The following is a 26,185-nucleotide window of genomic DNA, read 5'->3' on the forward strand; positions in this document are numbered from 1 at the left end:
CATTTTAAAAAAACCGGTGGAGAATGAAAAGATGATAGTGCGAAAATTACTATTTGTGCCGCAAGCGAAGCGGCACAAGGGAGGCGTTTATGTTATTCATGCAAAACAAGAGACTGTAACAGCTAGTTATTCTGTTACGGTCTCCTGCGTTGTTATAGAGTTGTATGGGGATTCTCTGCGTCTAAACCTTTTATTGGAGCTGCGAAATGCCGGTTATACTCCGGCCACTTTGCGTCTCAACTCTGTTGAACTAAAAACCCCATCTGACTCCCAGATTAACCCGCCAGGGGGTTTTCACTTTCTCGCCGGTAGTGCGGCTTATTTCCATGTAGCTATTGGTATTGTCTTTCAACTGCCTGGTCAGTCCCAAGGCAAACTCCAGCCAATTTTGTTTCAGATCTTGCTCCAATGTGACCGCGCCCAAATTGTTGGTCGACATGGTAACCCTGGACTTGGCGCTTAATTCCCGGAAAATCGAGGCTTTGGCATATAAATTGCTATTGCCAAGACTTCTGCCTGCCGACAGACCCAGGCGGCCAATGACGGAGTTCATGGCGTCGTGGTTGACGCTGGTGCTGTCGCTGGTCGTATAGTTGGCCGAACTGATGCGCCCGAGTATAACCTCGGCCTGCGGTTCGACATACCAGCCGCCGGGGAGCGCTTTGCGGTAGCCGTATTCAGCCGACGCACTGGTACCCCAGTTATGGTAGCTGCCGCTGACTTTTGTCTGCGCGGAATTGTTGAGGTAGCTGTCATAGCTGGTATTCAGGCGTCCTTGTTTGACAACCAGGTCGAGGTAATGCCCCTTGTCGCCCAGCCAGGTGGCGTAAGCTCCTACACTCAGGCTGGTAGAGTCGCCTTCGCCACGGGAGAGGGTGTTGTTGGCGTCAGTGAACCCTACGGTGTAGCCGGCGTGCCAGGTGCGCCCGCTCATTTGGACGACCTTGTCATGACCATACTGGAAACTGGTGTATTTCTGGGTGGCGCGGCGGTCTTCCAGGCCGGTCATTTCATGTTCGCCTTTATAGATACGGACCCAGTCGCCAGGGTTGACGTCTTTGTTTCTGAGCTCGCCCATACGGCTGTTCAGACAGTTGTTTTCCCACCGCCAGAGCATGAGATTGCCGGCTGCCATACCGGAGGCGGTGTACGCTGTTTCACTGGAGCCGTTTTGGGTCAGTCCGGTGATTGACCAGTTGGTACCCTGCGCGTCGGCTTCGAGCGTGGGAGTATAACGGTAAGCGCCGTATTCGGTGGAAACTGCTGTAAAGGTTGTCCCATCCGCCACGTGGGCAAAGGAGGCGGAAACGCCGTTGATGCTGCTGCCGGTGTCATAGAGCGGGTCGTAGGCTACCTGCAGGGTATGCTGGGCCGTGCCGCTGGTAATGGCAATCTGGTCGGCCTGGCTGTTGGCCAGGTCGGTATTAATGATAAAGCTGGCCGCGCCGGAAAGACTGTTGATGGTCAGGCTGTGCCCGACCGTTTTATCAAGGGCAGCGCCCTTTTGCAGGCTGGCAACGGTATTGCTTGTGAGATTGAAGGTGCCGCCGTTGACAACCGCTTGGTCGATGATATAACTGCCGAGGCCCCGCAATTGGACGGTAGCGTCATCCAGCACGGTTTGGCCGGAAAGAACCGCGCCGTTTGACATTAATACTATGCGGCCACCGCTGGTGGCAGTCGTATCGGTCACGATAGCGCCACTATATACATACTGAGCGCCGCCATTGACGGTAGTGTCGCTGGCGCTGCCGCCTCTGTATACAGTCTGATTACCGTCACTGTTGATAATTGTATCGTCAGCGCTGCCGCCGTTGTTTACATACTGCACCCCGCCGCTGTTGACGACGGTGCCGCCGGCGCTGCCGCCGCTGTTCACATATTGGGTGCCGTCACTGTTGATGATAGTTTCACTGGCGCTGCCGCCGTTGAACACCTCCTGAATACCCGCGCTGTTGACGACGGTATTGCTGGTATTGCCGCCGCTGTTCACATACTGAATACCGACGTTAACGGTCGTGTCGCCGGCGCTGCCGAACACCTGCTGAATACCGCCGGAAGATACTGTCGTAGAGCCGGCAATGCCGCCGCTGTACACAATCTCCACCCCGCCGTTATTGACGGTCGTGCCGCTGGCGCTGCCGTACACATACTGCACCCCGCCGCCATTGACGGTGGTATTGATTGCGCTGTGGCCGTTTCTGTTTAGAACAGTCAAAGTGCCGCCGCTGTTTAAAGTGATGTTCTGGGCAGTACCGTGGATAATACTGACATCCGGGTCGGTTGTTGTCAGCGTGGCTCCCGTATCGGCAACTAACCCATAGCCTTCCGCCAGGTTTGTATCGAGGGAGCTGCCGCCGTCGGAAATATTAAGGCTGCCGCCGGAAGACACTGTCGTATCGTTGGCGGCGCCGCCGGAGGAAATGGTAAGTTTGCCGCCGGAAGATACTATCGTATCGTTGGCGCTGTGGCTGTTTAGAACAGTCAGATTACCTCCGCTGTATAAAGTAATGTTCTGGGCAGTGCCGCTTCTAATATAGACATTCGGGTCGGTTGCTGTCAGCGTGGCTCCCGTATTGGCAATTAACGCATAGCCTTCCGCCAGGGTGGCATTGGTGACGCTGCCGCCGGATATAATGTTAAGTGTGCCGCCGGAAGATACTGTCGTATAGCTGGCGCTGCCGCCGTTGGAAACAGTCTGAGTACCGCCGCTGTTGATGGTCGTGTCAATGGCGCTGGCACGGTTAACCACAATCTGAGTACCGCCGTTGAGGACGGTATTGACCGCACTGCCGCCGCTGGACACACGCATCGTACCGCCGTTGATGGTCGTGTCAATGGCGCTGTGGGAGGCAGCCACATTCAGAGCGCCGCCGTCGTTTAAAGTAATGCCCTGGGCAGTGCCGCTGCTAATATAGACATTCGAGTCGGTTGTTGTCAGCGTGGCGTTCGTAGTGGCACTCAGAATATAGCCTTCATTCAAGGTTGCACTGGTGACGCTGCCTTTGGAAACAATATTAAGTGTGCCACCGGAAGATACTGTCGTATAGCTGGCGCTGCCGCTGTTAGCCACAGTCTGAATGCCGGTGGCATTAACGGTCGTGCTGGTGGCGCTGGCGCCGGCGGCCACAGTTTGAGTGCCGCTGTTAATGACGGTATTGACCGCGCTGCCGCTCACAGTCATAGTACCACCCTTATTAATAGTCGTGTTGCTGGCGCTGTGGCCGCTAGACACAGTCAGAGCGCCGCCGCTGTTTAAAGTAATGTTCTGGGCAATGCCGCCGCTGATATAGACATTCGGGTCGGTTGTTGTCAGCGTGGCTCCCGTAGTGCCGCTTAAGATATAGCCGTCATTCAGCGTTGTATCAAGGGCGCTGGCGTTGCCGATAAGGGTAAGCCGGCCTCCGCCATTGACGACGGTATCGGCGGCGCTGCCGCCGCTGGACACAGTCAGAGTGCCGCTGCTGTTGATTGTTGTATTGACGGCGGTATGGCCGGTCAGAACAGCCAGAGCGCCTGCAGTCAGAATACCGCTGTTTAAAGTAATGTTCTGGGCAATGCCGCCGCTGATATAGGCATTCGGGTCGGTTGTTGTCAGCGTGGCTCCCGTAGTGCCGCTCACCAGAATATAGCCGGCATTCAGAGTTGTATCAATGGCACTGGCGCCGGCAAGAATGGTAAGTTTGCCGCCGGAAGATACTGTCGTATCGGTGGCAGTGCCGGACACAGTCAGAGCTCCGCCGCTGTTGACAGTGGTATTGACCGCGCTGTCGCCGCTTAGGACAGTCAGAGCGCCAGTGTCGCTGTTTAAAGTAATGTTCTGGGCAACGCTGCCGCTGATATAGACATTCGGGTCGGTTGTTGTCAGCGTGGCTCCGGTAGTGCCACTCCGCAGAACATAGCCTGCATTCAGGGTTGCATCGGTTACGCTGCCGCCGGAGGAAATGATAAGTATGCCGCCGGAATTCACTGTCGCAGAGCTGGCGCTGCCGTCGCTCTTCACATACAGAAAACCGGAGCTATTGATGACGGTATTGACCGCGCTGTCGCCGCTTAGAACAGTCAGAGCGCCGCCGCCGTATAAAGTAATGTTCTGGGCAGTGCCGCCGCTGATATAGACATTCGGGTCGGTTGTTGTCAGCGTGGCTCCCGTATCGGCAACTAACCCATAGCCTTCCGCCAGGTTTGTATCGAGGGAGCTGCCGCCGGAGGCAATATTAAGGCTGCCGGCGGAATTCACTGTTGTATAGCTGGCGCTGCCGCCACTGTTCACAATCTGCGAACTGCCACTATTGATGGTCGTGCCGCTGGCGCTGCCGTCGCTGCACACAATCTGCTTACCGCCGCTGCCGACGATCGTGTCGTAGGCGATGCCACCGCTGTTCACAGACTGACTGGCATAAAATGCGTCGAGAATTGTGCCGTAGGCGACGCCGCCGTTGTTTACATTCTGAATACCGCCGCCGGGGTTGGCGACGAGGGTGATGGTGGTATAGTTCGTGCTGCCGCCATCGTTTACAGTTTGGGTACCGCCGCTGATGGTGGTATTGACGGCTGTGCCACCGCTGTTGACATTCTGAATACCGTAGTCGCTAATGATGGTACCGGAGGCGATGCCGCCGTTTATATATTGGGTAGTGCCGATACCTCTGATGATGGTATTGGACACAAAGCCGCCGCCGTTGACATACTGGATGCCTCTAAGGTTGATGACAGTATCGGTCGCACTGCCGCCGCTGTTTACGTTTTGAACACCGCCGCCGTTGATGGTGGTATAGTTCGTGCTGCCGCCATCATTTACAGTTTGGGTACCGCCGCTGCTGACGATGGTACCGGACGCGCTGCCGCCGCTGTTGACATTCTGAGTGCCGCCGCTGTTGACAGTGTCGCCATAGGCGGGAGTATTATCGTTGGCCGGTTCTACATCTTTCGTTTCCCCGGCATTAATTGTTTGCGCATAGGCGGTGCTGAAGAACAAGCGGTTCAGCAACTGGCCGGTGCCGTTGAAGCTGGTGACCAGGTTCCGGCCCATTTCGCCCTGCAGGGGCGCAGGCAGGGCGGCGGCCGGCGACGCCGCCGTTAAAGCAACGATTGGCATGACGTTGCTGAAAGCGTTGACCAATGCCATAGCCACCGCCAGGCTTTTTTGCCGGTTTTGCTTTTGCAGTTGTTTTTTGATTTTTTTTGACACTGCTTATTTCACTCCTTTTCTTGGCCTGAAGTTATAACCGTCCGACCTCAATCGGCGCACTTTAGAACCTTTCGACATTAAATGATACGGCAATAGCGATATCAATTTCTTTGGGAGGTTCTTCAAACGGCGCGCTGACCTGAGCCGACTCTAAGGCGCTGGAGTCTAAGACAGCATAGCCGCTGCTTTTTTGCACCCGTAAAGAATTTCCTTTGATGTCGCCTGCTGAAGTAATGGTAAAGGCGATCGTCGCAGTGCCTTTCATCCCGTTTCCCCTGGCTTCTTGGGGATACGTCAGATTGCCCCGGACCTTTCTTGCTACCCTGGCCATGTACTGTTGGAGACTGTCTTCCGTCACCGGACTGATGGTTTGTTGTTTTTGCTCTGTTGCCTCGTCCGCCGTATGGGGCGCCGCCAAAACCGGTTTGAAAGGCGCCTCTTCCACTTTTTCTACCAGCACCGGACTTTTTACGGTTTGATAGTTAGCCGGTGCCGGCGTCGGTGCCGGCGTCGGCGCCGGCAGAACCTTGTTCACTGGCTGCGGCTCTGCCACTCTCTCGTGTTTCTCTTCCAGTTGACGGTTGGCAACCATCCCAAAAACCTCAATCCTGAGCCGTTCTGCTCTGTTTGGCTGCGCCTCCGCCGCGTGCAGGGTGGTCAAAAACAGCGGAGAAATCAGGCTTACATGCAGCAGTAAAGAAATTGCGAGCCAGTGGAAAAGATTAAGTTTTCCCAACCAATGCACCCTCACATCATCCTCGTATAACGTATTTACGGTGTTATGCTACATCATGTATCATTACACCGCATAAGCCTTGTTGTGCCGAATGGTTAACTGTGGCCCTTAGTCTGCACCGCGACCTTCTGAAAACTCATTTGTTTCAAAAGGTCGACCACATCAATAAAATATTGCAGGGTGACGTCCTTATCCGCCCGGATGACGAAACTGGTTTCCCGGCCCAAAGGCTGGAGGTTCGCCTTGAGGGAGTCCAGCGTGACCGCTTTCCCATCGAAATAAATGGTTCCGGTCTTTTCTATCTCTATTGCTACAGCCTGATCCGCCTGCGCGACACTTTGGGAAGCCTGCGGCAGATTGACCGGGATTCTGCCGCTGGCAATAAAGCTGGAGGTAACCAGGACGATGGTCAAGAGCACCAGCATGATGTCCACGAAGGGGATAACGTTCATATTTTCAAACGGCTTTTCGTCCATTGGCAATCTCCCATTCCAGCATTAGTACCCTGACTTTCCGCAACAGCGCATTGTACAGCACTACCGCCACCAGCGCCACTATCAGCCCTACTGCGGTTGCTTTCAGCGCCAGGGCCAGTCCGGTCATAATCTTGCCGGTGTCCATGGCGACATCGGTTCCCATGTTGTAGAAGGTCAACATAATGCCCAGTACGGTGCCCAGCAGCCCCACATAGGGAGCATTCGCCCCTACCGAAGCGACGAGGAACAGTCTCCGGGTTAGTATCAGTTCTAAGGATTTGATATCCTGAAAGTCCGTAATGTTCAGATTCCGGTAAAAAACGTAGCGTTCCAGCGATATGGCCACCACGGCTATACTCAGAACCAGTAAAATCCCGATAATACCGTAATCAATTACATTAGGCAGCACTTTTGCAAGCATATTGATTTCTCCATTCTTTTTTTGTTTTCCTCAGTTTTATCGTGGCAATCCCCTTTTGTCATCCTGAGCCTAAGCGTTAGCAAAGGAGCTCTTTTGACTGGTTTGAGATTGTTTGCTGTGCTCAGGATGACAGATGCGGTACACAATTTCATTCCAATGTCAACAACTTAGCGATTAACTGCTTGTTATTCTTGAGGTGTGAACATTGATTATTTTTTACCTTTGGAGTCGTCGTCCTCATTGTTAGGTTCGGCGTCTTCCAACTGATATTCGACTCCATCCGCCTGCACGGCTGTGATGTCGGCCGAATAACTGCTTGCGTCGCCCGACGACACTTGCCACAGGTTGTCCGGATTCGACCGATCCTCTGCCGTTTTCAACGTATGGCCCTCAGTTTGGCCGGACTGCTCGCTGATGCCGGCCTGCGCTATCGCGATTGCTTGTTCTTGCGAAGCGTACATGCCGGCATTCGCTTGTTCCGCCGTGGCTTGGTTGGCCAGATTTGTAGCTTCAGACCGCGCCTCGGCGGCCTGCTGCGCTTGTTGTGTATTCGATGACAACGGCCCCTGCGTGGACGATGGCCCGGTATCGGTAGTGCTGGTCAGACCGGTCATACTGCCCTTGCCGATACCGCCGTAAGCGCCTGAAGTCGCGGAACTGTAAGTATTCCCTTCCATGGTGGCGGCAGCGGAAACGTTCCCTGCGAAGGCACCGGTGTTAGTGACTGTATTGACTGCACTGCTGACAGCCAGTAGCGAGCCGAAGGAGGAGGAATTGGTGATGCTGCCACCTGCCAGGGTTCCAACAAAGCCGCCTATGCCGGCTGCGCCGTCGTTCAGGCCGCTTGCCCAGCTAATGACCTTCCCCTGACTGAGGACCACATTTCCGGTCGCATAGGAGTTGTCAATAGTGCCGCCGCTGTTTGTTCCGACAAACCCGCCCACAGCGGAAAAGGAGGCATATTGGGAATTGGGGTTTGTCCCCACGTTCACGTTCCCTGTGGCCCCGGAGTTGAAGATGGAGCCGCTGTTTGATCCGGCGAACCCGCCTGCATTATTATTTGTAGCAGCGTCTTGATATGACGTTACGTTTCCTAAGGAGACGGAGTTCTGGATGACAGCGGTGGTTCCAGAATTACTCCCGACTAGGCCGCCGACATTACTCGAATTGTTCGTATCCACGTCCACATTGGCGTAGCCTCCGTAGATGACGCCGCTGTTGATGCCGACCAGGCCGCCGACGCCAGGAGCGATCGAGTAACCTCCGAGTGAGTTCGTAGGGTTGGTAACGATTATGCTGCCGGTTGCTGCAACATTGATGATTTTGCTGTAGTTATACCCGGCGATGGCACCGATGTAGCCCCGGTCGGAGGTAATATTTACATTGGTCAGGCTGAGGTCGCGGATGACGCCGTAATTAGTACCTACCAAGGCAAGGTAAAAGCTGCTGCTGTCTATGGTCAGATTGGCGATATTGTTCCCCAGCCCCTCCAAGACGGCTCCAGAAGAAAATTTGCTTATCAGAGAATCGGTTAAGGCCGTGTCCGGAGCAATCAGGTTTGACGCCAGCGCATAGAACCCGACGCCGCCATTCTTGTTGATGACGCTTATATCGTGAGGGTTGGCCGAGCCGTCGGCCAGGGTCGGGGAAGCGATGCTGGTGATGAGCGTGTATTGATTGCCGTTGATGGTCAGAGGATTGGCGGCGGTATTGCCGCTGAAATCAATCCGGCCGACGTAGGTCCCGGTCTTTTTGTCGAAGAGGGGGCTAAGCCCGCCCAGGGGCGTTCCGTATTTGGAAGTCGGATTGCCCTTGGCGTCCGTACTCGTATCAATGTCGTCATTGTAGTTCATGACGAGACTTCCTTGGTTAGCGGCGGTCATTACGGCGTTGAGGTTGACGAATTTGCCGGCGTTGAGCGTCAGGGTACCGGCCGACCAGTTGACCGTATCGTTAACGTTGATGTTATTGCCGGTGAACGACCACGCCCCGTCGTTAGTCCAGCTTTGCGGCGCGTTGAAATTGATATTGCCGGTGGCATTGGCGGTGAGCGTATTCACCTGCAGGGACGAGGGCGAGTTGATGTTGATGTCCAGCAGCGCGTTCAGCGCTAACCCGGAGGAGGCGCCGCTGCCGGTAATAGGCGCGTTGACATTGATCTTGTTGGTGGCATTGAGGGTCAACGTTGTGTTGGCCGACCAGTTCACTGTATCGTTGACGTTGATGCTGCCGTCGTAGCCGCGGCCACCGGTTGAGAGGATCAGCACATTGTTGGAGCCGAGTTGGCTGCCGAGCTCAACGCCGGTAATGTCGCCGCCTACCGCCGAGATGGTGAAGCCGTCCGGGTCAAGCAGCCAGGTGCCTGTTTTCCCGTTAGCAGCCACGGTGGTGATGAGGGCGTTGTTGCCAATCTTCAGTTTCTTGCCGCTGGTCTCAATGAAGCCACCGTCACCGCTGCTTGTGCCGCCTTTGGCGCTGGCTGTCCCGTTAAAGGAAGTGGCGCCGTCGGACCAGACTACGATTGTGCCGCCGTCGCCTGCGGTGATGGCGTCGGCGTTAATGGTGACGTTGTTGGCGACCGTAGTAGTGGCGGCATTTTGTTCCGGACCCCGGCCCTGCTTGTTGCCGCCGAGGAGAACCGTACCGCCGCCGTTAGCGCCGGACACGTCGATCGCCGTTCCGGCCGCCAGGGTGAGGTCATTGCCCAAAACCTTGACCGTGCCGCCGGTTTGCCCGGCGTCTTTGCCGGAAGCGTCCAGCACGCCGCTGTTGACAACCGCGCCGACGCTGCCGCCGTCAAGCGTGATGATCCCGTTGGAATTTCCAATGCTTTGCGCCTCAATTACGCCGGTGTTTTTGAGTACTGAGCCGGCCAGGTCGCTGGCTGCTCTGGCGGTCATAACCACCTGCCCGCCGTTGGCCTGAATAAGCTTGTGGTTCTCGGCCAGGGCATCCAGGGCTTCTTGCGTTACGGCCAGGCTATACAGTCCGTCGCCGTGAAAGTCAAGGGTGGCGGCACTGCCGGCCCCCAGCGCAACCGTGCCCTGGTTGGCAACGATTACCCCTTGGTTGGAAACCTGGGCGCCTAAAAGAGCTACATAGCCGCCGCTCACTGCTGTAATCGAGCCCTGGTTAATGACCGAACCGCCATTTCCGGTAAAATCATACTTTCCTTTTTGAAAATCGGCGTCGGAAATAGATAACGTGGAAGCCACAATCCCGCCGACATTTACCGACGAGCCAGGCGCGAATAAAATCCCGTTGGTATTAATCAAAAACACTTGGCCATTGGCATTCAGCTTGCCGTAGATGCTGGAGGCGTTATTGCCCACCACCCGGTTTAAAGCGATAGAGCTTGCTCCGGGCTGCAGAAAGTTGACCGTCTCATTGGCGCCAATGTTGAAGCTCTGCCAGTCAATGCTCAGTTTGTTGGTGGTCTGGGTGATATTGGTGATATTGCCGCTTTGGCTGATGCTGCCGGCCCCGGCGGTAATCTGGCCGCCGTCCAGGCTGGCATAGGCCGGCAGGGTCATAGCCGATAGCAGCAGGGTGGCTGCCGCCACCGGCGGCAGTATAATCTTGGCCAGGGCTTGCAGCGAACTCCGGCCCGGGTTTAGTGACCGGGCTGCTGATTGCCCTTGTTGCTGACGGTCCCACTCGCGTCGCCATTTTCGTTTCATAGATGATCACTCCTTTAATTTGCTTGCTGGTAGAAGAAGCCCCACCCCGAGGCTGTTGAGCTTTCCTCCCGTTCTCCCTCCTTTGTCATTACCATTCTGTTAGGTTAGAAATACCGTGCGCCGACCAACCACCAGCGGCCGTGTTTGTCGCTTTCCGTAGTGGCCTGGCTGGAGGATAGCTTCCACGCGTAATCGACCCGAAGGTTGTATTTTTGCCACTTGTTTAGTATTAAACCCAGCCCCGCGCCGCTGAGCGTCCGGGAGGGAGAGCTGTCTTTCCAGTTGTTTTTACTGCCGCCGACATGGCCGCTGTCAATAAACGCTGCCAGTTGGAATTTGGGCGTAGGCAGGTCATAGCGCAGTTCTCCGGTTAGTATATAGCCCTCATCGCCGTAAGCTTCGCCCTGGGGATAGGCTCGTACGCCATTGGCTCCCCCGAGATAGAGCTGCTCCGAAGAATCAAGGTTCTTGTTGGCCAACTGGCCTTTGATCGACAGATATAAATTCAACCGGTCTTTCAAATGCTGGTAGCGGCTGGCAGTAACGTTTACTTTAGTGTAATGTCCTGCAGTCTGCGCTCCTTTGGCGTCGGTAACCTCCCAGTTGTTTCCGTAAATATCCTCTTTGCCGGTAAAATTGAGCCGACCGCTCACCAGGCTTAGCTCGAAATTGTTTATGCCGCGGCTGTCCCGGCTGATACCGTTAAGGCCCAAGGTAACAAAATCGGTTTTCCGCCGGTTGGAGGAGTTGAACAAGTCAATATCGTCAACAAGCCGGCGCGTAGCTACGCCAATCTGTCCATAAAGATCATAATTGCGGGAACGGACGAACGGGTACTGGCCATAAACGCCATAGGTTTCGGATTTGCCGTTGGCCGAAAGGAGAGCATACTCCTCTTTAAGAGTGTAGTTAAGGCGCGAATAATGCACCCCCAGCCGCCAACCCTGGCTGCCGGCCGGGAGCAGGTAATTTAGGCTGAGATTGCTCATGCCGTTGCCGGTATAACTGCCGCCAATGCTCAGCACGTCCCCCTGGCCGGTGGCATTATTGAAGTTGATGTCCAGGTTGCTCTGTTCGGAACCGGTGTAACGGTTGCCGTAGTTGTTCGCCAATAAAGTCGCAGTCACTGTGTTGGCATCCTTGATATCGACAACAAGTTCAGTGGTGCCGTCCTCCTTGCCCGGAGTCAGAACAGATTGAACTTTGATTCCGCCAATATTGTTTAGAAGGAGCAACACGCGTTCCAGTTCGTCTCGTTTCACATAATCCCCAGCCTTGATGCCGCTTAAAAATTTGGCGGCAGCCGCATTGGACAGCCTGGAGTGGTTCCGGATATCAATCCCGCTGTACTTTCCAGGCATTACAGCTATTTCCACTATGCCGTCCCTTATTTCCTGAACCGGAATATAGGCGATGGCCACCACAAAGCCCTGGTTGCGGAAATACTGGGCAATGCGGCCGGCGACCTCTTTCTGTTCATCCAGGGTAAGTTCTTTGCCCACCGCGTCTTTAACCAGTGCCTGCAGCTTGTCCTCACTGTAGATGCTCTGGCCGGTGATATGAAAACCGCGGACTTTAATCCTGGGGCCTGCTGCTGGCTTGGGCGCCTCTTGCTGCTGTTCGTTCACCGTTTGCTGTTCATTCACTTCGATGCTGACGTTGTTTTTCGGCTGGGTGGGAAGTTGCTTTTGTTTTACACTGTCGGCTACCTGGCCGGCGATTTGACCGGTATTGGGAGCAGCGGCCAAAGCCGGCAAAGTTGTTCCGATGGTCAGCGCTAAAACGGGAAGCAGGCAGCATATCCTGCTGCGCAGTAATGATCTGTTTCGTTGCATAATCTCATCCTTTCCGCGTTAATAAAGCCTATAATAATTGCGAATAATCTGTTTTCATTAAAAACAACCCTCCTAATTTTGTTTTACCGAGTCTGTATCCCCCCTTTCAATTGGTCATAAATGGTTACCTCTCCACATCCAAAGTAGATTTTTTGGTATGTAAGTTAGCTAATAAATCTGCCTAGTGAAAAAAGGTAAATTGTACACTTGCTGTCTGTTTTGAAAATTAAAAAAGGCATATCGATTAACCGAAGCCAAAGCTTCAGTGTAATCGATATGCCTTTTTTTACTCAACTAACCACACTTACTTCACAGCTAGCTGATACCGCAGTCTAAAATTATCTAACACAGGAAACAAAATGCAATGCGATTATTATAATATAATAACCATTTAGAAATTAACCAAGGCTAACGTGTTCTATCGACTCATTTACCAACATGATTTATTAATTCCACCCTAAATCTGGAATTGGTACATTTAATTATATTTAAGCAAACATGCCTCTGACTTATTCGAAACAAATATTTAACCGGAGCTCCCAGTATATAGCATAAAAGTAGCCGATTGACATCATTGTGACCTGTGATGAGAATATTCCCCGTAGAGCTTCTCAAAATATCATGAAAAGCGGATACCACTCGCCTACTGCAATCAATATAACTTTCACCTCCGGGCACACAATAGTAGCTCAAATCTGTGCCCCGTTCCCTAAAAGCTTCGGGATAATTTTTAGCAATCTCAGTGATCGTCCTACCTTCCCATTTGCCGAAATTAATTTCCCGCAGCTTTTTATGAGAGATAACAGCAATCGCCTTGGGTGAAGCTATAATTTCAGCAGTTTGTCTTGACCGGGAAAGGTCACTGCAATGTACCGAACTAATATCCACATCCCCAAGTCTCCTGCACAAGTTCCGCGCTTGATTAATACCCTCTTCGTTCAACGGTACATCGATTTGCCCAATGTACCGTCGTTGATCGTCACCCAACTGAATTTTCCCGGGGCGTACTAAATACACTAGCCTATTTGCTTTCATTCTTGTCATCCACTCTCTGTATTGTTTAACCCGAGAGAACCTCATACAAAATAACAATGCAATTGCCGATATACCAGTTCATATTACCACTTTAGATCACAGGCAAACAAAAAGTTGCCAGGGCCATAGAAAAGCTGCTTGGCAACACAAAAATACTCGCGTAACCAGAACTTCAAGCAACAAACCTAATTAGCGACATTGCTTGTGTATATACTGTCACTTAAATAAATAAAATAGTAATTAATGTCAACCTAACTAAAATAATAATACATAAATAATCATAAATCAACAAAATTATTATATTTATTAATTTTATGATTGTTTATGTATAATATATTTATTGGTGAAATAAAACCCTAATACTAATAAGAGGTCGTCCCAAAAGATTAAAACTTTGAGACGACTGTTAATTTGCAGAATATGCCGGAAATCAAGTAAACATAAACCGTTCCAATTTGCTATAATGTATTGCACATTATTACATCAACGGAGGCGGATTACGCAATAATAAAAAACACTGCCGAACCTTACACATATTTATGATTGTGCCGCTGCCTGATACAGCGAATGTGCCGTCAATAGGATTGGCTCTACAAAACCCTTTCCCCTAATAACGACCCCATCAGGTCTACCGCCACTTTAGCAGTCTGATTCCTATTATCTAATATGGTGTTCACTTCCACGAACTCGGCGCTGGTAACAATATTAGCTGCAGAAATAAGTTCCATGGCTAAATGGCTTTCACGGTATGTTAATCCGCCAAGTACCGGTGTACCAACACCCGGTGCGTGCAAGGGGTCGATGACATCCATATCAAAACTCACGTGAACACCATCAGTGCCATCAGTTGCAATCTTAATGGCCGCTTCCATCACCTTAGCCATACCCATTATGTCGATATCATGCATGGTGTATACGATAACACCAAGTTCTTTAAGTAGTATTTTCTCCCCTGGGTCCAAATCCCGAATACCAATCATTACAAACTTCTCCGGGTCAAGTTTTGCAGCCCGGCCTCCGACTCCGGTCAACCGCTCATGACCATGGCCCAAACACACCGCCACCGGCATTCCGTGAATATTACCGGACGGCGAAGTTGCAGCAGTATTAATATCGCCGTGGGCGTCGAACCATAGAACACCCAACTTCTTTTTATGCTGGAGCACACCGGAGATAGTACCAATAGCAATGCTATGGTCACCGCCGAGAATCAGGGGAAAACGTGATTTTGCCATTTCCTCAGCTACCATGCGGCAAAGCTCAGTGTTAACTCTTTCAATTTCGTCCAGATATTTTAGACTCGTTCCGTCCATATAGCAGGAGTCTGGCCTATTAGCCACAATATCTCCCTTGTCGTCAATTTCATAACCGAGTGCCTGGAGTTTTTCACCCACCTTTGCATACCGGATAGCACTAGGCCCCATATCTACGCCCCGGCGATCCGCACCTAGATCTAATGGTACTCCGATAATTGAAATGCGACTATTAATAGTTGGATTCATAGGAAGAACCCCCTTAACCGTATACCTTATCATCTTACTCATAATGAAGTGTAGTCTCGGATAAAGCTTCGGTTCGGCAAATTGGTAACCAAAACTAGGTTACTGATTTTCCCTTAATTTAATACCTGATTAAATAATAATACCCCATAGGGTAAGCCTGTTACGGCTCTCTATGGGGTATTATCACTGTTTCTACAATATTTCATTGGAAGTAATCTGTACTGAAAAGTCACCTTTACTTGTATGCTTAATGACACCCTTCTTACCAGCACCATCATCAACCGTAATAGCTTGCAGGTTGTGAGTCATCATAAAGTTAAGCACATCCTGTTTTACGAAGGCTTCCCAACTCACCTTCTTTGAATTAGCTTGTTCTGCATTTCCTACTACATCTTCTGTCATAATTAACCGCTCCCTTTTCTTCATCCTAAAACGAGTTGTTATCTTAGTACGCGAGTCAAGACTCCCGCCTCTACAGGCGGCGTTAATTCAGGTGGAGTAGACTCTCCACCTGAATCCCCAATGTTTCAGCTATGCTGAAACAAGTTCACTTAGCTTTCGCAAGCAATATTCCGGTTACTTCCTGAATAATAAATTCGATATCTGCAAGCATACTATACAATGTTCTACCACTAGGCATAGTTTTCTCCTGCTGAATAAACCGGCACCCGTCCTCCCGCAAAGTTTGAATGTTTCTTTGTACTACCGGTTTTTCGTACATTTTGGGATTCATGTGAGGAGCAAAAACGGTGACTGCCTCTGTTGACAGGATAGTCGTAGACAGCATGTCGTCCGCTATACCGTTAGCCGCTTTTCCAATAATGTTTGCAGTTGCAGGAGCAATTAATAATAAATCTGCCTTATCTGCAAGCTTTTTGTGCCCCGTATTCCACGAAACCGGATCTGCAAATTGATCCAGGACAACCGGATTGCCAGAGGCATTGCGGAAGGTCAATGGCGCAATAAATTTCGTGGCGCTATTTGTCATAATTACATCTACATTAGCGTGCAGTGCGACCAGTTTGCTTACAATATCAGCCGCCTTATATGCCGGACTGCATCCGGTCACCGCAACTATAATATTTTTCCCTTTAAGCATTTTATCTATCTCTTTTCTATATTTATATTTCTACCATCATACCAAATATAGGTATCTATATACTTCTAAACAAACCAATTACTTTGCCTGCAATAGACACATTCTCTGCATATATGGGTTCCATTGAATCGTTCTCTGGTTGTAGCCGAATGCGTCTTTCTTCTTTGAAAAAACGTTTTACAGTAGCCTCTTCATTATCTATCAAAGCCACTACAATTTCGCCGTTACAAGCATTGCTTTGTTGCCGGACAAGCAAGTAATCTCCGTCTAAGATACCAGCGTTGATCATACTATCACCTTTAACTGCTAACATAAACACATTATCTTCACTACCGATTAATTCTGCAGGTAGAGGGTATGTTTCTTCCACGTTTTCAACGGCAAGTATCGGCTGACCGGCGGTAACTACGCCAACAAGCGGAACTGGGATAACCGTCTTGTGTCTCCAAGGTGCTTCATCAAGTACGTCAATTGCGCGCGGTTTAGTAGGATCACGTTTTATATAACCTAATGATTCCAATTTAGTCAGATAGGCATGTACTGTGGAACTGCTGCTAAGTCCGACTGCTTCGCCTATCTCCCGAACAGACGGAGGATAACCTTTAGCCCGAAGGTTTTCTTTTATATAATCCAATATTTCTTTTTGCCTTTTGTTTAGTGAATCGACGGTCACTTTTACCACCTCAAGATAATTGTACCATAAAACGGCAGAAAAGAGAACGTTAGTTCGAAAAATTTTATCGAACATACTTGCGGAGAACATATGTGCTATGTTATAATAACAGCAACCAAACATACGTTCAATTAAAGAGGTGTTTATATTATGAGAAAGACAATATTGGTACTGTCACTAGTTCTTGTTATATTGGCTCTTACACCGTTGGCTATTTCTCGTGCTTTTGTTGAACCCACTATATATGAGACGATCTACGTAAAACCAGGAGATACAGTTTGGCAAATTGCTGCTAAATACATGACAGATAAAGATGATGTTAGGGAAGTCGTTTTTGAGATTAGGCGGATAAATAAATTAGATAACAACGCGAAGGTTTATCCCGGACAAGCTTTGAAAGTGCCTGTTAAATCTTGAATGATATCACTTTAACTATAAGATATATACATACCAGAAAACACGGCTGCGATGGCCGTGTTTTCTATTTACTTTGGTATATTTCGGGGGAGTAAACCATATCCGACAATATCCGCCATTGCAGCTAAGGCATCTGCATGCGTCATATTGCTTTCCTCAAGAAACCGGAAATTAAATAAATCATTCATTGCACTAGTAACAATTTGCCTGAGTACAACTACATTGATAGGGCGAAGCAAGTTATTTTCTATGTTTGAGATAATAAAAGATGTCAAGTGATTTAGTTGCTTCTGGCGAAACTCTGATACCAATTGCCATTCATCAGGATAATAATGGCAAAGGTTATCATAAAGACTATGATTGTTAATGGCTCCAAACACTTTTGGTGAAATTTTAAGCAAAGCCTGAATTTTCTCTGCAACGGATAATGCAGGGTTGCTGTAAATCTCCTGTTCCTGTTCCTGAATATCCTGAATAGCGGTAGTTAAGATATCATGTACAAGTTGATTTTTAGAGGTAAAGTGCTCGTATAAGGAAGTTTTGCTGAGACTAAGACGTCTGGCCAGATCGCTCATTGTAAATTTTACACCTCGGGTTTTCATCTCCTCCGCTGCGGCCATGAGAATACGCTTTCGCAAAATAAGATCACCTCAATTAGTTTGTACTCAAATGACAAAAACATTAACTGCTTCATGACGTCCCGCCACTCCTTGAAGCCAGGAAACGATCATTTAACTCTTCTTGCAGCCTTTCAATTCCACAGCTGCGGATATAATCCCACCCCACCCATTTAAAGCTGGCGTTCACCGGCAAACTTCTACCGCCTTGCAGATGCGCCGATGGAAAGAATGCCTCATCGAAAATGCGGGCTGCTTGCGGTCCAGTTAGATAGTCAACCAGCTCTTTTAGCTCTACCGCTTTGCTAGCTTTGACTAAAAGTGATACCGGATAAACAATCGCTCCATCCGCCGGCCAGATAACCTCAATGTCCTTGCGTCCATTAAGTGTCTCGGCAAAAAAGCGCGGCATGATATATATCGGCGGCAATCCGTTGTTCGAACTGCTTAATTCTTTTACCATCTGGGCCGGGTGTAACCCATAGCGTACCGCTCGGGCCAGCCCTTTGATACCATCGTTGCCATAGTCCTTATAATAATAAAGTTGCAAAGCATCGCAGAAAATGTCCCCGTGACCACGCATCACAACTTGATTTTCAAATACAGGATCCAATAGGTCACCCCAAGTGCGCGGAACTGGCAAACTGCCCAACCGTTTTTTTTCAATGACCATGACCAACGCATTCACTGCCAATATAAAAAAATGACACTGCGGATCAAGTAGCTGAGCCGAAAGAAAGCGCGGATTAGCCTGTTGACCGGTTGCCTGTAGAAAAATCCCGGTTTTGACAAATCGCTCGACAAATTTATCATGCAAAAATTCATAACCTGTTGTCAGAATAATGTCCGGAATTTCATCTGGGTCTTCAAAATAGGGAATGTACTCTTCATAGTGAATATACTTGTTGGCCGAAGTATCAATATTATAATGTAAATCTACTCCTTTCTCGCACCGCAGGTGATTCAGCACTAATTGAAGTTCTCCCTGTAAAGGAACTTTCAGCGGACAAGGCAAGAGTGCAAGTAAATTAAGGCATTTTCCGTTTTCCACTACAGATGACGACAGTTTAGAATATTGCCTAACTTCATAAATTTTTTCCTCGAGTAGTTTAATGAAAACGTCGGCATTCAACTTTTTACTTTTTAAGGCAGTCTTCAGTTTTAGTACCGTTCCCAACTCCCTCTGAAATTCCTTATCAGCAAACTGGGGAAACCCATTCGTGATAAAAACTTCGCGAGTCTCAGGATACATCTCAAGGATTTGAGAAATTGTCAGGTCTAGCTCAATCAACATCACCACTCACCCTCCAGATCGTTATTACTTGCCCGCTAACGCATAAGAAAAGACTTGGCTTGTGTCAAGCCGACAGAAGCCTTAGTCATTCAATCCAGGGAAAGATAACCTTTCCATTTAGATAAAAAAAATCAACTGAAAAAAGCATCGCTTTCATTCCAGTTGATACTACACTGTACCAAAGTACTTTCCTTAAAATTATCTATAGGATATCCTTGCATTCATATTACAACCAAACCGAATTCACGTCAATGCTAGCATCAATTTAACTTCCTTGCTTATTTTTATTTGTTTATGTTTGTATAAAAATAACTATTGATGACAGCAGCTTATTACTATATAATTATTACCATAATTAATTTTAGTTTTGTTTTGTTTTATTAGTTCTAGTTTGGTGTCACAATGAAGTGCCGGCCGGATGAATATTCATTCGCGCCGGCACTACTATTAGGAGGCGATTATTCATGACGGTCAGTGGTTCGGCAATATCGTTATTTAATTCCCCAAAAGCAGATAGTGGTTTTCAAGTTCTCTTGGTCGATGCTTATTCACAGTCACTTTTATTTCAGAAAAGGAAGCTAAATAACCTACAGGCAAATGTTTCAAGTGTCCAAAGCACGGTGGATTTAAACAGAAACATAAGTCCATTCACCGTCAACCCCGAACAAGAACTTACAGATATGCACAACCAGCTTATAACTATCTGCCTTCATAACCCAAATTTAAATGACTTTCATCTTCATAGCAAACTCCGTAAAACTAACCCCACTTTGACAATGGATACTCTGTATCGATTAAAGCAAGAGTGTGGTTTAAGTAATCGTGAGGCGATCTGCAACATTTTGTTAAATCGGATATTTCTAGGCTGTAATAACGAATTAAATGCTACCCAACTAAAATTCATCTATAAGATGCATCCTGAATTGCATGACCGCGATGTACGTCCAAGCCGCCCTGGCGAACTTATTGTTTACAAATGTCTTTTCGGAAAAAGGTTGGCGAAAAAGGGAAGCTTATATGTCCATATATTTATAGACATGTTTAACGGCTGGAGTTTTGCCAGAATTAGCTCAAACCGTTTATTAAAAGAAGGAATTAGAATACTTCAAAAACATATTGAGCCAATTTATAGCAAAAATGGTTTTTACATTAACAACATTCTTCAAGCAATGCCAACTTATCGTAACAAACAAAACACCATGCCACTTGCAAACCAAAATGGGTTAACCGCTAAAATTCAATGGGAAATAAGTACGCGTCAATTCGGACTAATCAAACACTTTCAGCGTCAACTTGTAATAAGCAATTTTTTTGAAAATTATCGAGAAGAACTATCTTCTTTTCGTATGCTCATTGCCTTTTCAAACCTAATCAAAAGATATAATGCAGAATTCAATTTTTGCCAACAACGTCCTATGCTGCGATCTACTACAATTAAACCATTATAACTAGCTAAAATCTATAGCAAAAGCAAGTTTCCGGACTAGTATTTGGGGCAAAGCATCACGGTTTTCCCTGGTAACGGCGATGAGCTTCACTTGGGGATGATTTCTGACTCGATCAATCCAACCTTTGCTTGCCTGTTTTATGACGCCAAAAACCGGTGTATTGCCATCAAGAGTATCAACAACTTCCTTTTGAAAAGCAAGCGCTTCCCATTCCAAGCTGCCACATTCATCCATCAAAATCAACTTTGAGCTGGTTCTGGCAGACCTGATCAGTTCAACGCCATAATTGTCAAATTTCTTCGTTAACGTCTGAGGGGGATTGCCTTCGGAAAAACGCACAACAACATTTTCTGCCCCAAAACGCTTTGGTTCAGGGGCAGAATTCATATACAGCAGTTTGTTTGGCAATTCCCTGTCCGGACCGTAGTACGTTTTAAAACCACCAGGAATTATCTTCAATTGGGCAAGGGTTTTAGCAATTACCGTGCTTTTCCCGACTTGTATTTCACCCGTCAGAAATATATGCATTTTATTCATAGACCCCTTTGACTCCGAATACAACGAGTCAGCACACCCCCGCTTTTTACGGTAGAGCACTGATACGACTAATGTTACCACGCCTTAGTAAGACGTGCAATATGCAGCCAGAGCAATCTAATTCAATAATTCAAAGTTTTCTTTTGGCCATCAAGATAATCACAGATAGAACGAAATTCTTTTATGTCGGTGATTTTTTTTAAGTCCCGGAGATCAAAAATAATGTCTGTATGTTTATGTTTTATTAACTCCATATCATATAATTCACATTCAATAAATCCTGCTCTCCAACTATGAATATATGGTAGGAAGTCATCCCAATTGCGCTCGAAATATTTTACCTTGGCAAAACATAATTGGTATATATAAAAAATAATCCTTATAACCGAGGATTTTTTTGCGAATTTGTGGCTAAAAAATATTTTTTGGGGATATTTTCCCTTGGGCCTTTCCCAATATAAATCAGAATTACAATGAAGATCGTATTTGATGAGCACTTTTCGTTTTTCGTCATCTAACTCTTCCATTACTATTTGATTTCTGACGTCATCACATTGTACCTTTAACTTTTGGTAATCCACCTGTGAACCTCCCCACTAGTAACTCAAGCTTGACAGTGCATTCATGATAATCAAATCAACCAATACTATCCCGTCTATAAATTCGCAAATTGTTTAATAGAATCCTCTTATGTATTAATATATTTTTCAACTTATATCGATATACTTTATATTCAAATTACTATCTTCAGCTAGAATTTCTTAAACAAATAAAAAATTCCTAGCCAATTGTCACAATTAGCTAGGAATTGCTAAATTCATTTGGTAGCCCTAAGGGGAATTGAACCCCTGTCTCCGCCTTGAGAGGGCAGCGTCTTAACCTCTTGACCATAGGGCCATAGAAAATATCTCTAATACATATTGATTTTACATCTTTATAGTGCATTTTGCAAGAGCTACTTCCAATTATTTAGCTTGTTTGCCAACAAAACTTATGGCTCGCTTTAGCCTCATCAGGCAACAAGCTTTGCCCAAAAGTGCCATTACGTCGAATAATCCCGGACTCACCGTTCTTCCTGTCAATGCAAGTCTGGTAGGATGAATGATCTCGCCAGACTTTATACCCAGTTCCTCGACCAGCTGTTTATAAGCCGCCTCCGTATGCATAACATCAAAAATTTTAATCTGTTCCAAACGCTCCAACGCCTTACACAAGAGTTTTCCCACTTCGGGGGAGGAAAAGTATTTGCGCTGACCCTTTTCATCATACTCAGTGACATCCCCAAAATAATAGTCTACCGACTCAGTCAATTCAACCAGCGTTTTAACTCTATCTTGCATGACACCGACAACAGCCCGGATAAAATTATACTGCTCCACTGATTGTTCTTCTGTAATCAACCCTTTTCGTAGAAAGAAAGGAATCGCCTCGTGAGTAATATCGTCAAGATTCATACTGCTTAGATACTGACCGTTAATCCAGGTAAGTTTTTTTGTATCGTAAATTGCCGCATTCTTTGAAACCTTATCTAAATGGAATTTTTCCATGGTCTCTTTAGGCGTAAAGATTTCCTGCTCGCCTCCTGGTGACCAGCCCAAGAGAGTCAAGTAATTAACGATCGCGGGTGCCAAGAACCCTTGCTCACGAAATTCTTCTACTGAGGTTGCCCCATGACGTTTACTGAGTTTACTTCTATCAGGAGCAAGAATCATTGCCACGTGGGCAAATTGAACTGTCTCATATCCCAGTGCTTTATAAAGCAGCACTTGTTTCGGAGTATTGGAAAGATGCTCTTCCGCCCGAATTACATGGCTGATAGCCATCGCATGATCATCAATAACACAGGCGAAATTGTAGGCTGGCATACCATTCGACTTCAGGATGACAAGGTCGTCAAATTGATCGAGGGAAAAATTCACTTCTCCGTGAACCAAATCTTGGATTTTTACCTGTCCGCTATCTGGAATTTGCAGCCTAATTACCGCTTTTTCCCCTGCTTCAATCCTTTTTTGAGCTATAGAGAGCGGAAGATCGCGACACTTGCCATTATATCTAAATGCCTCGCCGGCTTGCCGCTGACTTTCTCTGACATGTTCCAACTCCGTGGTTGTGCAGAAACAGTAATATGCCTTACCTTCCTCAACCAGCCTTTGTGCCTCTCGTCGATATAAATCTAATCGCTCCGACTGATAATATGGTCCGCAAGGACCGCCTATTTCCGGTCCTTCATCCCAATCTATCCCCAGCCATTTCAGGCTGGCCAAAATCTGCGAAACAGAATCCTTCTTCAGTCGCTGTGTATCCGTATCCTCAATTCTAAGAACAAACTGTCCCTGACACTGCCGGGCAAAAAACCAATTAAACAATGCTGTCCTTGCTCCACCAATATGCAGATAACCTGTCGGACTTGGAGCAAACCTTACTCTTACTGTATTCAAAACGCAGGCCCCCCGATATATATGTAAATTTTATTATAGCACATTGAATCGAAAAAGTAATTTTTTACAGTTCTACGTATATCGGAGAGTAGTTACCTTCTTAATTAATATCTTGGTATTACATTCTTACGAAATTCATTACCGATTCCAACAAGTCTGGTACTGCTGTAGCAACTAACAAAAGTACGGTTAGTAAAATCAACACAACGGTAAAAACCCAGGCAACCACATTGTATAGGCGTGAATTTGAATAATCCCCCATTATATTCTTATCACTTGCGATTAAAACCATAAAGATTAAGATAGGCGGTAATAATACGCCGTTTACCACCTGCGAGGTAAGCATAACATGATAAAGTGACAATCCAGGCAACAGTACTAAAGCGGCGCCGATAGCGATTAGTGCTGTATATAATCCGAAAAATACCGGAGCTTCTTCATACGACTTACTGATACCATGTTCAAAACCAAATGCTTCGCAGATAGCATAGGCGGTGCTAAGAGGCAAAATAAACGCCGCAAGCATGGAAGCGCCAAATAAACCGAAAGCAAAAAGCATGCTCGCGTATCTTCCGGCTAGTGGTTCCAAGGCAAGTGCTGCATCTTTTACCGTTTCGATTGATATATTGTTAACATACAATGTTGCTGCTGTAGCCACGATGATAAAGAATGCAACAAATCCAGTGAAGAAAGAGCCGATGAATACATCCCAGCGAGTATAGGCGTAATCTTTTGCCATTATCCCTTTATCTACGATCGAAGCCTGAACATAAAATTGTCCCCAGGGTGTAATTGTTGTTCCAATTACGCCAATCGCCATGAAAAGGAATTCGGCATTCCAGGAGAAAGATGGTGTTACCGAGGCAACTATTACTTCCTGCCAAGGCGGGTTAACAATTACACCTGACAATACATAACTAAAAAAAGTTACGCACAAAGCAAGGAAAATTTTTTCAATTCGATCATAGCTTCCCATAACTACCAGCCACCAGACTACTCCTGCAGTTAAAGGGACCGATACAAATTTGTTCACACCAAATATTTCAAAGCTTGTGGCAATGCCCGAAAACTCTGAGGCGGTTGTGCCTATATTAGCAATAAGCAGTACAACCATTGCAAAAAGTGTCCATCGTACACCAAATTGTTCACGAATTAAATCTGCAAGCCCTTTACCGGTGACAGCTCCAGTACGAGCGGAAATCTCCTGCGCAATAGCCAAACAAACAGTAGCAACAAACATAGTAAATAAAAGTGTATAACCATATTTTGCTCCTGCGGCCGCGTAGGTAGCAACACCGCCTGCGTCGTTATCAGCAAAAGCGGTCACAATACCTGGCCCCATAACAGCTAAAAAAATGCTAATACGCCCGCGAATACCTTTAACCAATTTCACTATCACCACCTCCAGAGCCGCCTGTTGACAATGTACCCAGAGCTTACATCCCCTCTGCCGCGCTCAGGGATCAATATTTCTAATACATCGTCAACAGTTATAATTCCGAGCATTGTACTTTGTTCGTCAACTACGGGAACGGCCAGTAACCCGTACTTGTGTATAATGTCTGCCACCTTGCGATGACTATCATCATGCCGTATATAGATCACTTTTTCATGCATAATATGGCCTAAATTAGCCTGTGGCGATGCAAGAATAAGTTCACGTAACGAAAGCGCTCCCAGTAACGTTTCGTTATCATTAAGAACATAAATATAATAAATCGTCTCAGCAGTAGGTGCCAGCTCGCGTATTTTCTCAATTGCTGCTTCGGCTGTAATATTGGCGGACAATCCGATATACTCGGTAGTCATTAAAGCTCCTGCCGTGTCATCAGGATAATTCATCAATTCCTGAACTTCCTCAGCATCATCAGATTCCATTAAACTGAGTAATTCTTGTGATTTTTCGTCCGGAAGCTCACCTAATATATCGGCAGCTTCATCAGGCGGCATATCCTCCAAAAGATCTGAAGCTTGCTCCTGGTCCATCTGGGTGATAATTTCGATCTGCGTATCCAGGTCCATTTCCGCCAGTGCCTCAATGGCCTGCCGAGAGTCTAAATTTTTAATAAAGCTAGCCCTGCTGTTATAATCTAGCTGCTCGATAATGTCCGCAATATCGGCGGGATGTAACTGACTGAACTGCTCTTTGTCACGGCTAAGCTGCAGGCTGGATGTCCGGTTTTCCAATGGTTTAATAAACTGCCAGCCAATAAAATTGTGCGCCATGTTTTTAACCAAAAACTCTAAACCGAGACGCCTAAATAGTCCTCGTAAACCAATATCTACAGCCACTAATACTAAGTCCCGTTGATTCTCATGCGCTACCCATGTTAGGGTTATGTCGTTGACCCGAACCAGTTTCGATCCTTTAAAATCAATAATCTGCTTATCAAGCAGCCATTTGCGGACATAGATTTCATCATCTTGCAGCGGAATCATTACATGGGGTGCAAATTCACCGGCAAGTTGTATATGCTTGCTGCTCACTTCTGATACAAACTTTATGGGAACCAATCCCTGGGTATTTCGCCCATACTTGATTCCAGTTACTCGCGGTGCGGCGCTGTCCCATTTTACTACCATATCTTTTACCTTACCTATGTGCTGTCCAGCCGCGTCAAGAATTGGTTTGCCCATGAGTTGACTGAAATAAAATTCACCGATAATCGCTGCCATAGTCATACCATTACCTCCTATATACATAGGTCCGGCCTATCAATTTTACTTTAAACGACAGGCAGAACGTTTGCTCGTTGCAACACCACCTCCTTGGATATCAGAGTATG

At 47.4% G+C, this 26,185-nt stretch carries 20 protein-coding genes and 1 tRNA gene; 2 read left to right on the forward strand and 19 right to left on the reverse strand.

What is annotated here, in order from left to right:
* Window positions 1–250 precede the first annotated feature (250 nt).
* From SALPA_RS01000 to lexA, 11 genes are all read right to left on the reverse strand, one after another.
* Complete coding sequence (locus SALPA_RS01000) at window positions 251–5,191, reverse strand: AIDA repeat-containing protein (protein WP_145088614.1); 4,941 nt, start codon at window positions 5,189–5,191, stop codon at window positions 251–253.
* Window positions 5,192–5,252: 61 nt separating this feature from the next.
* Window positions 5,253–5,927 (reverse strand): energy transducer TonB, encoded by a 675-nt coding sequence (locus SALPA_RS01005; RefSeq protein WP_145088616.1) that lies wholly within the window; start codon window positions 5,925–5,927, stop codon window positions 5,253–5,255.
* Window positions 5,928–6,022: 95 nt separating this feature from the next.
* Window positions 6,023–6,403: a biopolymer transporter ExbD gene (locus SALPA_RS01010; protein ID WP_145088618.1), complete on the reverse strand. Its 381-nt coding sequence runs from the start codon at window positions 6,401–6,403 to the stop codon at window positions 6,023–6,025.
* Window positions 6,384–6,824, reverse strand: a complete 441-nt coding sequence (exbB, locus tag SALPA_RS01015) for a TonB-system energizer ExbB (RefSeq protein ID WP_145088620.1) — start codon at window positions 6,822–6,824, stop codon at window positions 6,384–6,386. The genes SALPA_RS01010 and exbB overlap by 20 nt, the downstream gene beginning before the upstream one ends.
* A 209-nt stretch (window positions 6,825–7,033) precedes the next feature.
* A complete protein-coding gene (locus SALPA_RS01020) occupies window positions 7,034–10,504 on the reverse strand; it encodes a filamentous hemagglutinin N-terminal domain-containing protein (RefSeq protein ID WP_145088622.1) in 3,471 nt (1,156 codons plus the stop codon).
* Window positions 10,505–10,608: 104 nt separating this feature from the next.
* Window positions 10,609–12,339, reverse strand: coding sequence for a ShlB/FhaC/HecB family hemolysin secretion/activation protein (locus tag SALPA_RS01025; RefSeq protein WP_145088624.1), 1,731 nt, complete (start codon window positions 12,337–12,339; stop codon window positions 10,609–10,611).
* Window positions 12,340–12,765: 426 nt separating this feature from the next.
* Window positions 12,766–13,374: a histidine phosphatase family protein gene (locus SALPA_RS01030; RefSeq protein WP_145088626.1), complete on the reverse strand. Its 609-nt coding sequence runs from the start codon at window positions 13,372–13,374 to the stop codon at window positions 12,766–12,768.
* Window positions 13,375–13,964: 590 nt separating this feature from the next.
* Entirely contained in the window at window positions 13,965–14,876 is a 912-nt protein-coding gene (rocF, locus tag SALPA_RS01035) for an arginase (protein ID WP_145088628.1), read from the reverse strand.
* Window positions 14,877–15,068: 192 nt separating this feature from the next.
* Complete coding sequence (locus SALPA_RS01040) at window positions 15,069–15,278, reverse strand: hypothetical protein (protein ID WP_094606826.1); 210 nt, start codon at window positions 15,276–15,278, stop codon at window positions 15,069–15,071.
* A 145-nt stretch (window positions 15,279–15,423) separates the two neighbouring features.
* Window positions 15,424–15,975 carry a flavoprotein gene (locus tag SALPA_RS01045; RefSeq protein ID WP_145088629.1) on the reverse strand — a complete coding sequence of 184 codons (552 nt, stop codon included), beginning with the start codon at window positions 15,973–15,975 and terminating at the stop codon, window positions 15,424–15,426.
* Between the two features lie 55 nt (window positions 15,976–16,030).
* A complete protein-coding gene (lexA, locus tag SALPA_RS01050) occupies window positions 16,031–16,648 on the reverse strand; it encodes a transcriptional repressor LexA (RefSeq protein WP_255450747.1) in 618 nt (205 codons plus the stop codon).
* A 150-nt stretch (window positions 16,649–16,798) separates the two neighbouring features.
* Here lexA and SALPA_RS01055 point away from each other — a divergent pair, with 150 nt between their 5' ends.
* Window positions 16,799–17,065 (forward strand): LysM domain-containing protein, encoded by a 267-nt coding sequence (locus tag SALPA_RS01055; RefSeq protein WP_145088633.1) that lies wholly within the window; start codon window positions 16,799–16,801, stop codon window positions 17,063–17,065.
* Window positions 17,066–17,133: 68 nt separating this feature from the next.
* On the opposite strand, the gene SALPA_RS01060 is transcribed toward SALPA_RS01055, so the two are convergent.
* Together SALPA_RS01060 and SALPA_RS01065 are read right to left on the reverse strand one after the other, a co-directional pair.
* Entirely contained in the window at window positions 17,134–17,685 is a 552-nt protein-coding gene (locus tag SALPA_RS01060) for a TetR/AcrR family transcriptional regulator (protein ID WP_255450707.1), read from the reverse strand.
* Window positions 17,686–17,755: 70 nt separating this feature from the next.
* Window positions 17,756–18,976, reverse strand: coding sequence for an ABC transporter substrate-binding protein (locus SALPA_RS01065; protein WP_255450708.1), 1,221 nt, complete (start codon window positions 18,974–18,976; stop codon window positions 17,756–17,758).
* Window positions 18,977–19,440: 464 nt separating this feature from the next.
* Between SALPA_RS01065 and SALPA_RS01070 the strand changes: the two genes are divergently transcribed.
* Window positions 19,441–20,424 (forward strand): hypothetical protein, encoded by a 984-nt coding sequence (locus SALPA_RS01070; RefSeq protein WP_145088639.1) that lies wholly within the window; start codon window positions 19,441–19,443, stop codon window positions 20,422–20,424.
* Here SALPA_RS01070 and SALPA_RS01075 read toward each other — a convergent pair whose 3' ends face one another.
* The 6 genes from SALPA_RS01075 to SALPA_RS01100 all read right to left on the reverse strand — a co-directional run bounded on the left by SALPA_RS01075 (window position 20,425) and on the right by SALPA_RS01100 (window position 26,081).
* A complete protein-coding gene (locus SALPA_RS01075; protein ID WP_222427797.1) occupies window positions 20,425–20,961 on the reverse strand; it encodes a nucleoside-triphosphatase in 537 nt (178 codons plus the stop codon).
* A 122-nt stretch (window positions 20,962–21,083) separates the two neighbouring features.
* On the reverse strand, window positions 21,084–21,542 hold the full coding sequence (locus SALPA_RS01080; protein WP_222427798.1) for a hypothetical protein: 459 nt from the start codon (window positions 21,540–21,542) through the stop codon (window positions 21,084–21,086).
* A gap of 241 nt (window positions 21,543–21,783) precedes the next feature.
* Window positions 21,784–21,858: transfer RNA gene (locus tag SALPA_RS01085), tRNA-Glu, on the reverse strand.
* Between the two features lie 68 nt (window positions 21,859–21,926).
* Window positions 21,927–23,399: a glutamate--tRNA ligase gene (gltX, locus tag SALPA_RS01090; protein WP_145088641.1), complete on the reverse strand. Its 1,473-nt coding sequence runs from the start codon at window positions 23,397–23,399 to the stop codon at window positions 21,927–21,929.
* A gap of 118 nt (window positions 23,400–23,517) precedes the next feature.
* Entirely contained in the window at window positions 23,518–24,792 is a 1,275-nt protein-coding gene (locus SALPA_RS01095) for an Nramp family divalent metal transporter (protein ID WP_145088643.1), read from the reverse strand.
* Between the two features lie 2 nt (window positions 24,793–24,794).
* Complete coding sequence (locus SALPA_RS01100) at window positions 24,795–26,081, reverse strand: magnesium transporter MgtE N-terminal domain-containing protein (protein ID WP_186450842.1); 1,287 nt, start codon at window positions 26,079–26,081, stop codon at window positions 24,795–24,797.
* Between the last annotated feature and the right edge of the window lie 104 nt (window positions 26,082–26,185).

This window comes from Sporomusa sp. KB1, from assembly GCF_007830295.1.
GTDB lineage: Bacteria > Bacillota > Negativicutes > Sporomusales > Sporomusaceae > Sporomusa.

Excerpts from the sequence above, each read along its gene's own strand:
- SALPA_RS01055 (WP_145088633.1), top strand. The coding sequence starts at position 16,799 with ATGAGAAAGACAATATTGGTACTGTCACTAGTTCTTGTTATATTGGCT.
- SALPA_RS01045 (WP_145088629.1), bottom strand. The coding sequence starts at position 15,975 with ATGCTTAAAGGGAAAAATATTATAGTTGCGGTGACCGGATGCAGTCCG.
- SALPA_RS01065 (WP_255450708.1), bottom strand. The coding sequence starts at position 18,976 with ATGTTGATTGAGCTAGACCTGACAATTTCTCAAATCCTTGAGATGTAT.
- SALPA_RS01030 (WP_145088626.1), bottom strand. The coding sequence starts at position 13,374 with ATGAAAGCAAATAGGCTAGTGTATTTAGTACGCCCCGGGAAAATTCAG.
- SALPA_RS01075 (WP_222427797.1), bottom strand. The coding sequence starts at position 20,961 with ATGAATAAAATGCATATATTTCTGACGGGTGAAATACAAGTCGGGAAA.
- SALPA_RS01040 (WP_094606826.1), bottom strand. The coding sequence starts at position 15,278 with ATGACAGAAGATGTAGTAGGAAATGCAGAACAAGCTAATTCAAAGAAG.
- SALPA_RS01025 (WP_145088624.1), bottom strand. The coding sequence starts at position 12,339 with ATGCAACGAAACAGATCATTACTGCGCAGCAGGATATGCTGCCTGCTT.
- SALPA_RS01010 (WP_145088618.1), bottom strand. The coding sequence starts at position 6,403 with ATGGACGAAAAGCCGTTTGAAAATATGAACGTTATCCCCTTCGTGGAC.
- SALPA_RS01070 (WP_145088639.1), top strand. The coding sequence starts at position 19,441 with ATGACGGTCAGTGGTTCGGCAATATCGTTATTTAATTCCCCAAAAGCA.
- SALPA_RS01020 (WP_145088622.1), bottom strand. The coding sequence starts at position 10,504 with ATGAAACGAAAATGGCGACGCGAGTGGGACCGTCAGCAACAAGGGCAA.
- exbB (WP_145088620.1), bottom strand. The coding sequence starts at position 6,824 with ATGCTTGCAAAAGTGCTGCCTAATGTAATTGATTACGGTATTATCGGG.
- SALPA_RS01060 (WP_255450707.1), bottom strand. The coding sequence starts at position 17,685 with ATGGCCGCAGCGGAGGAGATGAAAACCCGAGGTGTAAAATTTACAATG.
- rocF (WP_145088628.1), bottom strand. The coding sequence starts at position 14,876 with ATGAATCCAACTATTAATAGTCGCATTTCAATTATCGGAGTACCATTA.
- SALPA_RS01100 (WP_186450842.1), bottom strand. The coding sequence starts at position 26,081 with ATGACTATGGCAGCGATTATCGGTGAATTTTATTTCAGTCAACTCATG.